Source organism: Leifsonia sp. NPDC102414 (assembly GCF_044765685.1).
GTDB lineage: Bacteria > Actinomycetota > Actinomycetes > Actinomycetales > Microbacteriaceae > Leifsonia.
Window position 1 is genome coordinate 653443 of record NZ_JBIWKN010000002.1, and the last position, 15795, is coordinate 669237.

The following is a 15795-nucleotide window of genomic DNA, read 5'->3' on the forward strand; positions in this document are numbered from 1 at the left end:
GCGGCAGTCGGCAGGCTGGAGGCGAGGTTTCACGTGAAACGGCGCATCTAATCCCGCTACGCTCCACAGGCCGCATTCCCCCGCCCTTCGAGATCCATCACCGCACCTTCCAGTCCGTCCACGTTCCGTCCCCTTCCCTGCGGATTCATTCACCCACCCGATGCACTCCTCGGAGTTTCGATACCGCTCGGTATTCCTCCCTTCCTTGCCCTTTCCGCGCCAAAGTTGGCCAATATCGGCGTATCAAGGCCGCGCCGACATACTGAAATCCACGGCCCGCGCCCAGGCGAACGATCACCCGGCCCGCGTCCGAACTCGCGGAAGAGGTCCAATGATGAAGTCGCTCCTCCAGGTCGGCCGCGCCCCGCGCTTGCTGGTGCGGAGAGCTGGCGCCCGCGCCAATCAGCGTATTCGCGCATAGGCCGAGCTGGATGCCGTTCCGCGCAGTCAACTGACTCGTGGCGGCGCTGGATGCAAGGGCTACTCAGTCACCTCGGAGTCCGCTCCGATTCTGATCCACCTGCGCGATTTCTGCGTCGACTGCCGCTGCGGACGCGGGATGGGGCTCAGGGTCCGGCGCGGATAGGGCCGCCGAGGCCCGCTGCAACCGCGCCGTAGCATTCGAGAGACAGTAGACCTGCGCAAAGTCCGGGGCTGGGTCAAAGCGTGCAAGCAGTAGGACGGATGGGAAGAGGAAACCGAGGGGGCACAGCCGAACTCACGAAGGCAGCGGCGCGCGGCCACAACCGGCATCACACTGCAGGGCGGAATCCCCGCAGGCTAATGCAATCGTGCTGGGCGATTGCGCAGAGAGCGTCCGACCCGGACGCATCGTGTTGAGCCGGCCGTTACGGGCGATGAATTCAGCCGACAGAACGGGACTACTTCGAGGTTCCTTCTGCAATAGGCTCTGTTTCACATGAAACGCCACCATTAGATGGACAGTGGTTCGTGTGCCGAGTTGACCAGAACGAGTCGCCGGCGCGATACACATCCCGCGCACCCCGCCTGACACGCAAGCTCGTCATGATCCGCGCGGTGGCTCGATTCGGGCTGCAGGCGCGAGCGGCTACGTCGAGCGCGGGGGAGTGCGGCTGCTCTATTGAGGTCGGTTGAGCCCTGCGTTCGCTTTCGCACGCCTCGAATGCGTCAAAACCGAGCCACCACATGCGACACAGCTACCGTCGCCGCTTCGACAAGTGGCAGGGACGAGTTGATCCACCGTGAAGCAGCAATGGTACCTCGGGCCCGTCCGCGAAAATCGTACCTATTCAAACTCGGCCCTCAGCAAGGAACTGACCTCCGCGCCGAAATCGTTTCACGTGAAACAGCAACCGCCGCCCGCGTCCATTCCGGGCAGTGAACTGCCCTCATATGGCTCATACTCAGGGTATAAACACCCGAAAACTCGCATGCTTCAGCGCCACAGGAACGATCCTAAGCGCCTCAAGCTAGCGAACAGTCGCGCGAATCACCCTCGTGACCTCGTCCAGAACGTCCTGACCAAGGGTCAAAACCTCGATTTCGTGCACTTTATACTTGCGAATCTCCTTCGTCGCCGCATCCACCTCGGCCTGAGCGGCAGCGCCCTTCATCAGGACGAGTTCACCGCCATCTCGGAGCAGGGGAGCAGTGAGGGGGAGGAGCTTGCGGAACGCGCTCACCGCGCGGGCGGTCACCTGGTCGAGTGCAACATCCAGGCGGACGTCTTCGGCACGGGCTCTGATCACATCCACGTTGGTGAGGCCGAGCTCCGCGACCTGCTCGTTGAGCCAGGCGACGCGACGCTCCATCGGCTCGATGAGAACGAACGAGACATCCGGACGCGCGATAGCGAGCACCAGGCCCGGGAGTCCGGCGCCGCTCCCGATGTCCCCGACACGTCCAGCGCGGAGGAGGGGAGCGACGATTGCGCTGTTCAGGATGTGGCGGGACCACAGACGGGGGAGTTCGAGCGGACCGATAAGTCCACGCTCTTCACCCTGCGAAGCCAGGTTGGCCGTGAATCTACGGGCCACCTCAATCTGCGGACCGAAAAGACCAACGGCGGCAGCCGGCTCGACTTCGAGGGCGTCATTCACCGCGAACCCCACCGTTCCACGTGAAACTACGCCTTTGTGATTACCGTGTGGCGGTCGCGGCCCTCGCCCTGCGAGTTCGACACAAAGCCACGCTCCGACACGATGTCGTGGACGAGCTTGCGCTCGTACGAAGACATCGCCGGGAGAGCAGCCTGAGCGGCGCCTTCCTCGATGCGCGAAATGGCGTGGTCGACGAGCGTTGCCAGCTCTGCCTGGCGGGCGTCGCGCGAACCCGCGATGTCCAGGATCAGGCGGGAGAACGAACCCGTCTTGTTCTGCACTGCGAGACGTGTCAGCTCCTGCAGCGCCGTTACCGTGTCCGGCTTCGAGAGGAGACGGAGGTTGGCGTTCTCATCAGCGTTGACCGAGATGTACGAGCGTCCGTTACGAGCGTCGATGTCGATGTCACCGTCGATGTCGGCGATGTCGAGAAGTTCCTCGATGTAGTCGGCGGCGATGTCGCCTTCCTGGTCCAGCTGCGCGGCGGTCGGCTCCGCGTACTCGCGGCCTTCGGACGCACCGGCGTCGAGAACCTGGGCCTCCGGCGAACCCTCGGTGGCGCCGGCGAACGAAGCCTCGGGAGCCGAATCCTCGGTCACCACCGGCTCGACGACGGACTCGGTCTGCTGCACATCGGTCATTCTGGATTCCCTACTAGTTTCCGGCCTGCTTCTTGGCGCGGTTCTTGCTCACAGGCTGAACTCGCTGTGTGGTCTTCTTGGGGGCCTCTTCGACAGTGAGGACGACGGCGCCGTCTTCCTGCACGAGCTTGCCCTTACGAGCAAGGCGAGCCTCGCGAGCCTTGGCCGCATCCGACCCAGGAGTCGGCATGTTGCGGATGACGAGGAACTGCTGGCCCATGGTCCAGAGGTTCGAGGTGAGCCAGTAGAACATGACGCCGAGCGGGAAGGCGAAACCCGAGAAGAGGAAGACGAAGGGGAGCAAGTACAGCAGGATGCGCTGCTGCTTGAACTGGGGGCTCGCCTTGGTCTCCGGCGACATGTTCTTGGAGACGATCTGCAACTGCGTGAGGAACTGCGAACCGGTCATCAGCACGACCATCACCGCGGCGATGACCATGACGGCCACCTGCTGCGGGTGCGCATTCATCGCGCCCTGGAAGCTCTGGTGCAGGGGAGCGACACCGAACAGCGTCGCGCCGCCGAATTGCTTTGCGAGCACCGCGTTCAGCGGGCCGACGCCGGCGTGACCGCCCTGCGCACCGTTCAGCACCTGGAAGAGGCTGAAGAACACGGGCATCTGGAGGAGGAGCGGGAGGCAGGAACTCAGCGGGTTGGTGCCGGTCTTCTTATAGAGCTCCATCGTCTCGCGGGACATGGCCTCACGCGAGAACTGGTCCTTCTTGCCCTTGTACTTCTCCTGGATCTTCTTCAGCTGCGGCGCGATCTCGAGCATCCGTCGCTGGTTCTTGATCTGGCGGACGAAGATCGGGATGAGCGCAGCGCGCACCACGACCGTCAAGCCGACGATCGACAGCACCCAGGTGATCCCGGCGGCCGGGTCCAGGCCGATCTGCGTGAAAAGCCAGTGGAAGGCAACGAGGATGAGCTCCACGACCCACTTGATGGGCCACAGAATCGTGCCGATGATGTCCATGTTGTTGCTAGGCCTTTCCCTGGCTTGTGGCGACGACGAATCCGAACGGTGTCACCCGATAGCGACGCTTCTTCTTGAGGGGGACATCATCGACCCCGCCCGCGGCCCACGGGTGGCAGCGGGCGATTCGGCGAACACCGAGCACGGTCCCGATCGCGAGTCCGTGCTCCTGGATGGCCTGCAACGCGTACGCGGAACAGGACGGGTAATACCGGCAGACGTCTCCGTAGAGAGGTGAGATGACCGCGCGATACGCCCGAAGCAGTAAAACGGCACAGTTCCGCGGAAGAAGGAGCACTGCAGTGAATGCGGTGTTCATCGACGGACGTTGCCTCTACTGGTGAATCGGCTGATTGCTGCGGAGATCTCTTCGTGCAGGGTAGCCCACTCCGCTTGAGTGGACGCTGGCAAAGCCCTGACCACGATGTCGGTCCCCGGCGTGAGCCGGGGGAGTACCTCGTGCGCCACGGCCTTCAACCTCCGGCGCACGAGATTGCGCCTCACGGCGATCCCGACGGTCTTGCCCACGATAAAGCCGAATCGCACCACATCCGGGTCCGGACTGCGACGGATGTACGTCACGGTATTCGCTCCGGTGAAGCGAGTCCCGCGACGCACAGTCGCCTTGTAGTCCGCCCCCCGCGTGATGCGATTGGCTTTGGCGAGCACCGGTGAAGGCTAAGCCGAGAGCTTCGTGCGGCCCTTGCTGCGGCGAGCAGCGAGGATCGCGCGACCCGCACGGGTGCGCATACGCAGACGGAAGCCGTGGGTCTTCGCACGCTTGCGGTTGTTCGGCTGGAAGGTTCTCTTGCTCATATCTCTATCTCCGTGTGGTCTCTTAACAGGCCGGTGCTGATGCAAGATCCAGCACGGGGAGGCCGTGAAAAGTTTTTGGGCAGCCAAAACGGCTGAAGTCAACTGATTAAAACTACGACCTCAGGGGGATGAGGTCAAACCAGCCGAGACAAATCCAATGATTATGCACAGGAATGGGAGGAACCTGAGGAGCGACGCGCCGCCGTATGCCCGCAAATGAATTTGATCCACAACCTGTGGACAAGTTACCGTGAGGACCAAAGTTATCCCCAGCCCATCCCAAAATCGGCCGGAGATCGCTACGGTATTGGACACACGGCGGTGGATAACCCTGTGAATACCTTCCGGCAGCGCACGCGCGGCCGACCCGATGGACACGACGACGACGGAGTCGACTGCGCTCCATCGGTTGACCGCATCCACACGAGACGAATACGGGGAACGATGGCAGGCGGCGAAGAGTCCATTTCTGCGGCATGGCAAACGGTGCTCGATTCCTTGGAGACCGACGACCGCATCACGCCGCAGCTGCACGGATTCCTCAGTCTGGTCGAGCCCAAAGGCATCATGGCCGGAACCTTCTACCTGGAGGTCCCGAACGAGTTCACCCGGGGGATGATCGAACAGCGCAGCCGCGTCCCCCTGCTCAATGCGATCGGCGGCCTCGATGAGTCGCTCGCGGTCAACACCTTCGCGATCGTGGTCAACCCGGAGATCCAGCAGGAGACGATGGCGCGCCCCACCGAGCCGGCCAACGCCGCATACATCGAGTCGCCGGCGCCGATGGTCGCCCCTCCGGTCGAGATCACGGCGCCCCCGCGCAACAACGACACCCGCCTCAACCCCAAGTACAGCTTCGACAACTTCGTTATCGGCCAGTCGAACCGCTTCGCACACGCCGCAGCGGTCGCGGTCGCCGAAGCTCCGGCCAAGGCGTACAACCCGCTCTTCATCTACGGCGACTCCGGCCTCGGCAAGACGCACCTCCTGCACGCCATCGGCCACTACGCGATGAGCCTGTACCCGGGCATCCGGGTGCGCTACGTCAGTAGTGAGGAGTTCACGAACGACTTCATCAACTCGATCGCCAACAACCGCGGATCGTCCTTCCAGGCGAGGTACCGCAACATCGACATCCTCCTGATCGACGACATCCAGTTCCTGCAGAGAGCGGTCGAGACGCAGGAGGCGTTCTTCCACACCTTCAACACCCTGCACGACCACAACAAGCAGGTCGTGATCACGAGCGACTTGCCGCCCAAGCTCCTCACCGGCTTCGAAGACAGGATGCGATCCCGCTTCGAGTGGGGCCTCATCACCGATGTGCAGGTGCCCGACCTCGAGACCCGCATCGCGATCCTCCGCAAGAAGGCACAGAGCGAAAAGATTCAGGTGCCGGACGACATCCTCGAGTTCATGGCGACCAAGGTGTCGAGCAACATCCGTGAGCTCGAAGGCACCCTCATCCGGGTCACCGCGTTCGCGAGCCTCAACCGCACACCGGTCGACATGCCGCTCGTGCAGACCGTGCTCAAAGACCTCATCACGCTCGACGACGACAATGTGATCGCGCCGACCGACATCATCACCAACACCGCCGACTACTTCAAACTCACCGTCGACGACCTCTACGGTTCGAGCCGCTCGCAGGCGGTCGCCACCGCGCGTCAGATCGCTATGTACCTCTGCCGCGAGCTCACCAACCTCTCCCTGCCGAAGATCGGGCAGCTGTTCGGCAATCGCGACCACACAACCGTGATGTACGCCAACAAGAAGATCAGCGAGCTCATGAAAGAACGCCGCTCGATCTACAACCAGGTCACAGAGCTCACCAGCCGCATCAAGCAGAACCACCGCTACAGCAAGTAGCCGTTCTCTGCTCCCTCGCACACTCCGGATGCGAGGAGCGGCCGTTCCAGGCGCCCGCGACACGCTCGAGGCGGCCTAGGGATGCGCATCCATCGCGTCGAGTTATCCACATATCTGTCCCCAGAGTGGGGACAGCGGATTATTAACACCTGTGGATAACTTGTGGAGAAGTGTAGGAAAGCCGACCCGTTAATGGGGACGAATCATGGATGCCTGTGAATGGAGGCCGATCTCGGCACAGACCACTTCCCTTGCAAACAACAGGAATCCCCAGGTCATCAACAAGTCACGAACGTGTAGTTCCCAGTGATCGACTGGTCTCGACAGAGTTATCCACAGTTTCCACAGCGGTTAACACCATTAATCATTAAGTCTTCTGAATGGGGAGGCCGACAACCTGAACCCCGATCGCTCGAATCACAATTTTTCGCGGCAGAGGCAAGCGCTAGGATTTGTCACGATCCATTTCCCGCCGACGACAGAGGTGACTTCGTGAAGTTCCAAGCCAACCGGGATGTATTCAGTGAAGCCGTCTCCTTCGCCGTGAAGCTCCTTCCCCAGAGGACGACTCTCCCCATCCTGAGTGGTGTGTTGATCGAGACGACCGACACAGGACTGCAGCTCTCGTCGTTCGACTACGAGGTCTCTGCGCAGACGGAGATCGCCGCCGAGGTCGAGGAACCAGGTCGCGTGCTGGTCTCCGGTCGCCTGCTCGCCGAGATCGCGGCGAAGCTTCCCAACGCACCGGTGCAGTTCTCCACCGAAGAATCAAAGATCGTCGTTCGCGCCGGATCCGCGAACTTCACGCTGCTCTCCATGCCCGTCGAGGAATATCCGAGCATCCCGCAGGTGAGCGGCCAGGCCGGCCTCGTCCCTGCCGAAGAATTCGCGGAGGCCGTCGCCCAGGTGGGTGTCGCTGCATCCAGAGACGATGTCACGCCCGTCATCACCGGCGTCCAGCTCGAAGTCGGAGACAACACCCTCGGCCTGGTGGCCACCGACCGCTACCGGGTGGCTGTCAGGGAGATCAACTGGGACAACGGCACCACCTCCGGGGAGCCCGTCACCGCGCTCGTCCCTGCGCGCACCCTCACCGAGATCGGCAAGACGCTCGGTCACAGCGGAACGATCGCCGTCTCGATCACGAACCGCGACGACCGCGAGCTCATCGCGTTCACTGCAGACAAGAAAACCGTGACCTCGCTGCTCATCAAGGGCAACTTCCCACCCGTGCGCCGGCTCTTCCCCGAGCAGGTCGACAATTATGCGGTCGTGAACACCGCCGAGCTCATCGAAGCGACCAGGCGCGTCGCCCTCGTGCTCGAGCGCGAGGCCGCCCTCCGTTACACCTTCTCAGCAGACGGCCTCACCCTGGAGGCCATCGGCTCGGAGCAGGCTCAAGCATCCGAGAGCATCGACGCTCTCCTCACTGGCCAGGAAACGGTGGTTTCGTTGAAGCCGCAGTTCCTGCTCGATGGTCTCGGTGCCGTGCACTCGGAATTCGTGCGCATTTCCTTCACCAAGACCGAAAACCCCAACAAGCCGGGTCCTGTTCTGATCACGAGCCAGACATCGAAGGACCAGGCAGGCGCGGACAACTACAAGTACCTCCTGCAGCCCAACCTGCTGCTCAGGTAACCCGCCGTCCGCTCGAACAGAGAAGAAGGACAATCATGCACATCGGCCTCGTCGGTCTCGGAAAAATGGGCAACAACATGCGTGCCCGCCTCGAGAAGAACGGCATCGAGGTGACCGGCTACGACACAAACCCCGAGGTTTCGGATGTCGCCACCCTCGCCGATCTCGTCGCCGCGCTGCCCGCTCCGCGCACCGTGTGGGTCATGGTCCCCGCCGGCGCGATCACCGATGCCGTGATCACCGACCTCGAGCCGCTGCTCGAAAAGGGCGACCTGGTGATCGACGGAGGAAACTCCCGCTTCACGGAAGACTTCAAGCACTCGGAGCAGCTCGCCCCCAAGGGCATCGACTTCATGGATGCGGGTGTCTCCGGCGGCGTCTGGGGTCTCGACAACGGCTACGGCTTGATGGTCGGCGGCAGCGCCGCCCAGGTCGAGCGTGTGATGCCGGTCTTCGACGCGCTGCGCCCGGAGGGCCCACGCGACGAGGGCTTCGTCCACGTCGGCGAGGTCGGCGCAGGCCACTACGCCAAGATGGTGCACAACGGCATCGAGTACGCGCTCATGCAGGCGTACGCCGAGGGCTATGAGCTCCTCGACACTCGCAAAGACATCGTCAAGGATGTCACCGGCACGTTCAAGGCGTGGCAGCGCGGAACGGTCGTCCGCTCCTGGCTGCTCGACCTGCTGGTGCGCGCGCTGGAGCAGGACCCGGAGTTCGAGCACATCGAAGGCTACGTGCAGGATTCCGGCGAGGGCCGCTGGACCGTCGAGGAGGCTCTGGCGAACGCCGTGCCCGTCCCCACGATCAGCGCCTCGATCTTCGCGCGCTTCGTTTCGCGCCAGGAGGACTCGCCGGCGATGAAGGCCGTTGCTGCGCTGCGCAACCAGTTCGGCGGCCACGCCGTGAAGGCCGTGGACTAACCCTCTTTGAGAGTTACACATCTTTCCCTGACCGACTTCCGCAACTACCGCACGGCGGAAGTGCCGCTTGCGGCCGGCGCGAACCTCTTCGTCGGCCGCAACGGCCAGGGCAAGACGAACCTGGTCGAGTCGCTCGGCTATCTGAGCACCCTCGGGTCGCATCGGGTGTCGAGCGACCAGGCCATGATTCGCAAGGATGCGGAGTCCGCCGTCGTGCGCACCCGCATCCAGCACGACGGCCGCGAACTGCTGGTGGAGTTGCAGCTCAACCGCGGGTCCGCCAACCGGGCGCAGGTGAACAGGTCGGCGATCAAGACCCGCGAGCTTCCCCGCTACTTCTCGAGCGTGCTGTTCGCGCCGGAGGACCTCGCCCTCGTGCGCGGAGAGCCGAGTATCCGCCGCCGGTTCGTGGATCAGCTGCTCGTGCAGCGGAATCCGCGGTTCGCCGGAGTGCTCGCCGACTACGAGCGTGTGCTCAAGCAGCGCAACACCCTGCTCAAGTCGGCCCGCGCATCCGGAGTCAAGGACGGACAGCTCGGAACGCTCGACATCTGGGACGAGCGCCTGGTCGCGCTGGGTGCCGAACTGGTGGATGCGCGGCTCGACCTGATCGCGCGCCTCACCGATCCGCTCACCAACGCCTACCGCTCCGTGGCCGGCGACGATCATCATCCCCGGCTCATCCCGCTGCTGACCATTCGTGGAGCTGAGGTCGAGGACACGGACGATGCCGGGTCGGCCGATTCCGTAACCGACTCATCCGGTGTCGCCACGACCGATGCGTTCCGGCAGGCCCTCGCCTCCGTGCGCCGCAAAGAGCTCGATCGCGGACTGACCCTGATCGGGCCGCACCGTGACGATGTGCTCTTCGAACTGAATGGGCTCCCCGCCAAGGGGTACGCCAGCCATGGGGAGTCCTGGTCGTTCGCGCTCGCGCTGAAGCTCGCCTCCGCCGAGCTGCTGCGCCGCGAGTCGAACACCGGTGACCCCGTTCTGATCCTCGACGACGTGTTTGCCGAGCTGGATCAGGCCAGGCGTAGGATGCTCGCAACCGCCGTAGGGGGTTACGAGCAGGTGCTCATCACGGCGGCCGTATTCGACGACGTGCCAGGCGAGCTGACAGCGCACACTGTGCGGATCGAAGCGGGAGCCGTGGTCGACGAGAGCGCGGAGAACGGGACAGAGAAGGGAGCGGTGGATGGCTGATCAGAAAGCATCCATCGACGCAGCGCCGCTCAGTGATGCCTCCGCCACCTACCTCCGGATGCGCGAACTCTTCGGCGGAGCGCCGACCAGCCGCAGCCGCAGGATCAAGAAGAAGGACGCGGATCCATCGGCGAGCCAGCCGTTCGGCAAGGGACGCGACCCGCGCGGGCTCGGCGACGTGGTCGACGCTCTCGCGGTCCAGCTCGGCTGGACGTCATCCCTCGCCCAGTCCGACCTGCTCGCCGGATGGCTCGAACTGGCGGGGGAGGAGACGGCGAAGCACGCGATTCCGGAGGGCATCACCGATGGCGTGCTCACCGTCCGGTGCGAGTCGACGGCCTGGGCGACACAGCTCAGGATCATGCGCTCCGACCTCCTCGCCAGGATCGCGGAGCGATTCCCCGATGCGGACATCCAGTCGATCCGTTTTCAAGGCCCAGACGCCCCCTCCTGGAAAAGAGGCCCCAGGTCGATTCCAGGGCGTGGCCCGCGCGATACTTACGGTTGAGTGCACAAAAGAGGTCAATCGAGGGAAAACAACGCGTCAGACGAGCGTTTTCGCCCCGCGAGGCTTCCTGCGCTTGGTAGAATGAATAGGTCACTACTGAGTGCGGTCAGGAGCCTAATTTCATATGACGATGGAACCGAGCAAGGCTGAGTCGGAACACGACTACGGCGCGAATGAGATCCAGGTCCTCGAGGGTCTCGAAGCCGTACGCAAGCGACCCGGAATGTACATCGGTTCGACCGGCCCCCGCGGACTCCACCACCTCGTGCAGGAGATCGTCGACAACTCCGTCGACGAGGCGCTCGCCGGTCACGCGGACAACATTGACGTGACCATCCTCGCCGACGGCGGTGTCAGGGTGATCGACAACGGTCGCGGCATCCCGGTCGACATCCACCCCGTGGAGGGGAAGTCGACCGTCGAGGTGGTTCTGACCATCCTGCACGCCGGCGGCAAGTTCGGCGGAGGCGGATACGCGGTCTCCGGCGGTCTGCACGGCGTCGGCAGCTCCGTGGTGAACGCGCTGTCCTCGCGCCTCGACGTCGAGGTCAGCCGCCAGGGCAACGTCTATCGCCAGAGCTATCGAAACGGCGTTCCGGAGGCTCCGCTCGAAATGGGCGAAGAGACGGATGCGACGGGAACGACGATCACGTTCTGGCCGAGCCCAGACACCTTCGAGAGCGTCGAGTTCGACTACGACACCCTGCGCACCCGCTTCCAGCAGATGGCGTTCCTCAACAAGGGGCTCCGCATCGCGCTGACCGACGAGCGCCTCGAAGAGGGACAGGAGGAGCCGCGCTCCGAGGTCTTCCTCTACGAGCAGGGCCTCATCGACTACGTGCACTACCTCAACTCCGCCAAGAAGGCCGAGGTCGTCCACGACGAGATCATCGCGTTCGAGTCGGAGGACACGGAGCGCAAGATCGCGCTCGAGGTCGCGATGCAGTGGACCACGAGCTACAACGAGAGCGTCTTCACCTACGCCAACACCATCAACACCCACGAGGGTGGAACGCACGAGGAAGGCTTCCGCGCCGCACTGACCACGCTGGTCAACCGGTATGCGCGTGAGAAGAACATCCTGAAGGAGAAGGACGACAACCTCTCCGGCGACGACGTGCGCGAGGGTCTCACCGCCGTCATCTCGGTGAAGCTGTCCGAGCCGCAGTTCGAGGGCCAGACGAAGACCAAGCTCGGCAACACGGAGGCGAAGGCGTTCGTCCAGAAGGTCGTCGGCGACCAGCTCGGCGACTGGTTCGACCGCAACCCCAACCAGGCCAAGGAGATCATCCGCAAGGCGCTCCAGGCCGCGACCGCACGACTCGCCGCCCGCAAGGCCCGCGAGACCGCACGTCGCAAGGGCCTCCTCGAGGGCGGCGGGATGCCGGGCAAGCTCAAGGACTGCCAGTCCAAGGACCCGTCCATCTCCGAGATCTTCATCGTGGAGGGCGACTCGGCAGGCGGCTCGGCCGTCCAGGGCCGGAACCCGGAGACGCAGGCGATCCTTCCGCTGCGCGGCAAGATCCTCAACGTCGAGAAGGCACGGCTCGACCGCGCTCTCGCGAACAACGAGGTGCAGGCGATGATCACCGCGTTCGGCGCCGGCATCGGCGAGGACTTCAACCCGGAGAAGGCGCGCTACCACAAGATCGTGCTGATGGCCGATGCCGACGTCGACGGCCAGCACATCACCACGCTGCTGCTCACCCTCCTCTTCCGCTACATGCGTCCCCTCATCGAGCTCGGCTACGTCTACCTCGCACAGCCGCCGCTCTACCGCCTCAAGTGGACCAACGCGGAGCACGAATACGTGTACTCCGACCGGGAGCGCGACGCGTTCCTGGCCGACGGGATCGCGGCGGGCAAGCGCATCCCGAAGGACAACGGCGTGCAGCGCTACAAGGGTCTCGGCGAGATGGACTACAAGGAGCTGTGGGAGACCACGATGAGCCCGGAGACCCGCACACTGCTGCAGGTCACTCTCGACGACGCCGCCGCGGCCGACGAGATCTTCGCCACCCTGATGGGCGAGGACGTCGAGTCGCGCCGTAATTTCATCCAGAAGAACGCGAAGGACGTGCGTTTCCTTGACATCTGACAACATCGAAGGCCCCCAGGGAGACGACATCGTGACCGACGACACCGCAGGAGCCGGATTCGGCGTCCACGGCAGGATCGACCAGGTCGACCTGCAGTCGGAGATGCAGCGCTCCTACCTCGACTACGCGATGAGCGTCATCATCGGGCGCGCGCTGCCCGAGGTGCGCGACGGCCTCAAGCCCGTCCACCGTCGCGTGATCTACGCGATGTTCGACGGTGGATATCGGCCGGACAAGGCGTTCTCGAAGTGCGCCCGCGTCGTCGGCGACGTGATGGGTCAGTTCCACCCGCACGGTGACTCCGCCATCTACGACGCCCTCGTCCGTCTCGTGCAGCCGTGGAGCCTCCGCTACCCGCTCGCTCTCGGCCAGGGGAACTTCGGTTCGCCGGGCAACGACGGCGCGGCCGCCCCGCGATATACGGAGACCAAGATGGCTCCGCTCGCGATGGAGATGGTCCGCGACATCGACGAGGAGACCGTCGATTTCCAGGACAACTACGACGGTCGCACCCAGGAGCCGGCCGTCCTGCCGAGCCGCTTCCCGAACCTGCTGGTCAACGGCTCGGTCGGCATCGCCGTCGGCATGGCCACGAACATCCCGCCGCACAACCTCCGCGAGGTCGCGGACGGCGCGCTGTGGTACCTGGCCAACCCGGAAGCGCCGCGCGAGGAGCTCCTCGAAGAGCTGATGAAGCGCATCAAGGGACCTGACTTCCCGACCGGTGCGCAGATCCTCGGCATCAAGGGCATCCAGGACACCTACCGCACCGGCCGCGGCTCGATCACGATGCGCGCCGTCGTGTCCATCGAGGAGATCCAGGGCCGGATCTGCCTGGTCGTCACCGAGCTGCCGTACCAGGTCAACCCGGACAACCTCGCGATCAAGATCGCCGACCTGGTCAAGGACGGCAAGATCGGCGGCATCGCCGACATCCGCGACGAGACCTCCGGCCGCACCGGCCAGCGCCTCGTGATCGTGCTGAAGCGGGATGCGGTCGCCAAGGTCGTGCTAAACAACCTGTACAAGCACACCCAGCTCCAGGAGAACTTCGGCGCGAACATGCTCGCGATCGTGGACAACGTGCCGCGCACCCTCGCGCTCGACGGGTTCATCACTGCGTGGGTAGACCACCAGATCGAGGTCATCGTCCGGCGCACGCGCTACCGTCTGCGCAAGGCGGAGGAACGGGCGCACATCCTGCGCGGCTACCTCAAGGCACTGGATGCGCTGGACGACGTCATCGCGCTCATCCGCCGGTCCCCGACCGTGGACGACGCACGCACCGGCCTGAAGGACCTGCTCGACGTCGACGACATCCAGGCGGATGCGATCCTCGCGATGCAGCTGCGCCGCCTGGCCGCACTCGAGCGTCAGAAGATCATCGACGAGCACGACGAGATCGAGCGCGAGATCGCGGACTTCCAGGCGATCCTCGCCGACCCTGTGCGTCAGCGCACGATCGTCAGCGATGAGCTCACCGAGATCGTCGACCGCTTCGGCGACGATCGCCGCACCGAAATCATGTTCGGCTTCGACGGCGATATGAGCATGGAAGACCTCATCCCCGAAGAGGAGATGGTGGTTACCGTCACGCGCGGCGGTTACATCAAGCGCACCCGCAGCGACAACTACCGCAGCCAGCACCGCGGCGGCAAGGGCGTCAAGGGTGCCCAGCTCCGCGGGGAGGACGTGGTCGACCACTTCTTCGTCACCACTACGCACCACTGGCTGCTGTTTTTCTCGACCAAGGGTCGCGTCTACCGCGCCAAGGCGTACGAGCTGCAGGAAGCAGGCCGGGATGCGAAGGGTCAGCACGTGGCCAACCTGCTCGCCATGCAGCCGGATGAGGAGATCGCGGAGATCCTCGACATCCCCGACTACGAGGCGGCCAAGTACCTCGTGCTCGCTACGCGCGACGGCCTGATCAAGAAGACGGCGCTGAGCGAGTACGACACGAACCGCTCTGGCGGCATCATCGCGATCAAGCTGCGCGAGGAGGACGAACTCGTCTCCGCGCTGCTGGTGGAAGAGGACTCGGACCTGCTGCTCGTCTCCCGCAAGGGCATGTCGATCAGGTTCACCGCGTCCGACGAGGCGCTGCGCCCGATGGGCCGCTCCACCTCCGGCGTGATCGGGATGCACTTCCGCGACGACGACAAGCTGCTCGACGCATCCGTGGTCTCTGACGACGGTTACGTGTTCGTCGTGACAGAGGGCGGGTACGCCAAGCGCACCGCTGCCGACCAGTATCGCCTGCAGAACCGCGGTGGCCTGGGCATCAAGGTGGCGAAACTGAGCGACGACCGGGGTGACCTGGTGGGCGCGCTGATCGTGGACGACGACGACGAGGTCCTTGTGGTTCTTGCCAGCGGCAAGGTGGTACGCTCCTCCGTGGCCGAGGTACCCGCCAAGGGCCGAGACACCATGGGTGTCGTCTTTGCACGTTTCGCCGAGTCCGACAAGATCATCGCTCTGGCCAAGAACACCGAACGCAACCTTGATTCTCAGGAAGATGACGAAGAATCTGGGGACGTCGGGAAGGAAGAAACCGTAGATGAGCAGTAGTGTCGCCGAAAAGCTCGCCAAGAAATCGTCCCGGAGACCTGTGTCCGCCAAGCAGGTACGTCTCAAACTGGTGTACATCGACTTCTGGTCGACCGTGAAGCTGTCGTTCCTCGCCGGGATCTGCCTGGCGATCATCGCGATCGTCGGAACGTTCCTGGTGTGGACCGTGCTGGACCGCACGGGCATCTTCGACCAGGTCAACAGCCTGTTCAAGGACATCTCCGGCGCGGGGGGAAGCGACCTCAAGTCGATTCTCGGCCTCGGTCAGGTGATGGGCTTCTCGCTCGTCGTCGGCATCCTCGACATCATCGTGATCACTGCGCTCGGCGCCGTCTTCGCCCTCCTGTACAACCTTTCCGTGAAGATCACCGGCGGCCTGCTCGTCGGCTTCACCAACAACTAGAACGACCATCCCGTGCGGTTCGGCACCCCGCCGATTTCGCATTGGACGGGCAGATCAGGTAGTCTCT

Annotated in this window: 14 protein-coding genes; 8 read left to right on the plus strand and 6 right to left on the minus strand. The window is 63.8% G+C overall.

Features of this window, described 5'->3' with window-relative positions:
* Window positions 1-1451: 1451 nt before the first annotated feature.
* Genes rsmG through rpmH form a run of 6 tightly spaced genes read right to left on the minus strand, consistent with a single transcriptional unit; the run spans window position 1452 to window position 4514 of the window.
* Window positions 1452-2081, minus strand: coding sequence for a 16S rRNA (guanine(527)-N(7))-methyltransferase RsmG (gene rsmG, locus ACIRCZ_RS11565; protein WP_402853134.1), 630 nt, complete (start codon window positions 2079-2081; stop codon window positions 1452-1454).
* Between the two features lie 26 nt (window positions 2082-2107).
* Entirely contained in the window at window positions 2108-2722 is a 615-nt protein-coding gene (locus ACIRCZ_RS11570) for a protein jag (RefSeq protein ID WP_402853137.1), read from the minus strand.
* A gap of 13 nt (window positions 2723-2735) precedes the next feature.
* Window positions 2736-3698 (minus strand): membrane protein insertase YidC, encoded by a 963-nt coding sequence (gene yidC / locus ACIRCZ_RS11575; RefSeq protein WP_055897196.1) that lies wholly within the window; start codon window positions 3696-3698, stop codon window positions 2736-2738.
* A 7-nt stretch (window positions 3699-3705) separates the two neighbouring features.
* The gene (gene yidD, locus ACIRCZ_RS11580; RefSeq protein ID WP_082581513.1) at window positions 3706-4017 is read right to left on the minus strand and encodes a membrane protein insertion efficiency factor YidD; all 312 of its coding nucleotides are present in this window, start codon (window positions 4015-4017) and stop codon (window positions 3706-3708) included.
* The gene (gene rnpA / locus ACIRCZ_RS11585; RefSeq protein ID WP_055897192.1) at window positions 4014-4367 is read right to left on the minus strand and encodes a ribonuclease P protein component; all 354 of its coding nucleotides are present in this window, start codon (window positions 4365-4367) and stop codon (window positions 4014-4016) included. The genes yidD and rnpA overlap by 4 nt, the downstream gene beginning before the upstream one ends.
* 9 nt (window positions 4368-4376) lie before the next feature.
* Window positions 4377-4514: a 50S ribosomal protein L34 gene (gene rpmH, locus ACIRCZ_RS11590; RefSeq protein WP_055897189.1), complete on the minus strand. Its 138-nt coding sequence runs from the start codon at window positions 4512-4514 to the stop codon at window positions 4377-4379.
* A gap of 444 nt (window positions 4515-4958) precedes the next feature.
* On the opposite strand from rpmH, the gene dnaA reads away from it, so the two are divergent.
* The 8 genes from dnaA to ACIRCZ_RS11630 all read left to right on the plus strand — a co-directional run bounded on the left by dnaA (window position 4959) and on the right by ACIRCZ_RS11630 (window position 15728).
* On the plus strand, window positions 4959-6383 hold the full coding sequence (gene dnaA / locus ACIRCZ_RS11595; RefSeq protein WP_402853143.1) for a chromosomal replication initiator protein DnaA: 1425 nt from the start codon (window positions 4959-4961) through the stop codon (window positions 6381-6383).
* Window positions 6384-6875: 492 nt separating this feature from the next.
* A complete protein-coding gene (gene dnaN, locus ACIRCZ_RS11600; RefSeq protein WP_055897181.1) occupies window positions 6876-8021 on the plus strand; it encodes a DNA polymerase III subunit beta in 1146 nt (381 codons plus the stop codon).
* Window positions 8022-8056: 35 nt separating this feature from the next.
* The gene (gnd, locus tag ACIRCZ_RS11605; RefSeq protein WP_402853147.1) at window positions 8057-8944 is read left to right on the plus strand and encodes a phosphogluconate dehydrogenase (NAD(+)-dependent, decarboxylating); all 888 of its coding nucleotides are present in this window, start codon (window positions 8057-8059) and stop codon (window positions 8942-8944) included.
* Window positions 8945-8950: 6 nt separating this feature from the next.
* Window positions 8951-10150 carry a DNA replication/repair protein RecF gene (recF, locus tag ACIRCZ_RS11610; RefSeq protein ID WP_055897175.1) on the plus strand — a complete coding sequence of 400 codons (1200 nt, stop codon included), beginning with the start codon at window positions 8951-8953 and terminating at the stop codon, window positions 10148-10150.
* The gene (locus ACIRCZ_RS11615; RefSeq protein ID WP_055897172.1) at window positions 10143-10658 is read left to right on the plus strand and encodes a DUF721 domain-containing protein; all 516 of its coding nucleotides are present in this window, start codon (window positions 10143-10145) and stop codon (window positions 10656-10658) included. Before recF ends, ACIRCZ_RS11615 begins: the two co-directional genes overlap by 8 nt.
* Window positions 10659-10782: 124 nt before the next feature.
* Window positions 10783-12756: a DNA topoisomerase (ATP-hydrolyzing) subunit B gene (gene gyrB / locus ACIRCZ_RS11620; protein WP_055897169.1), complete on the plus strand. Its 1974-nt coding sequence runs from the start codon at window positions 10783-10785 to the stop codon at window positions 12754-12756.
* A 31-nt stretch (window positions 12757-12787) separates the two neighbouring features.
* Window positions 12788-15325, plus strand: a complete 2538-nt coding sequence (gyrA, locus tag ACIRCZ_RS11625) for a DNA gyrase subunit A (RefSeq protein WP_402853620.1) — start codon at window positions 12788-12790, stop codon at window positions 15323-15325.
* Window positions 15315-15728: a DUF3566 domain-containing protein gene (locus ACIRCZ_RS11630; RefSeq protein WP_402853152.1), complete on the plus strand. Its 414-nt coding sequence runs from the start codon at window positions 15315-15317 to the stop codon at window positions 15726-15728. The genes gyrA and ACIRCZ_RS11630 overlap by 11 nt, the downstream gene beginning before the upstream one ends.
* Window positions 15729-15795 lie beyond the last annotated feature (67 nt).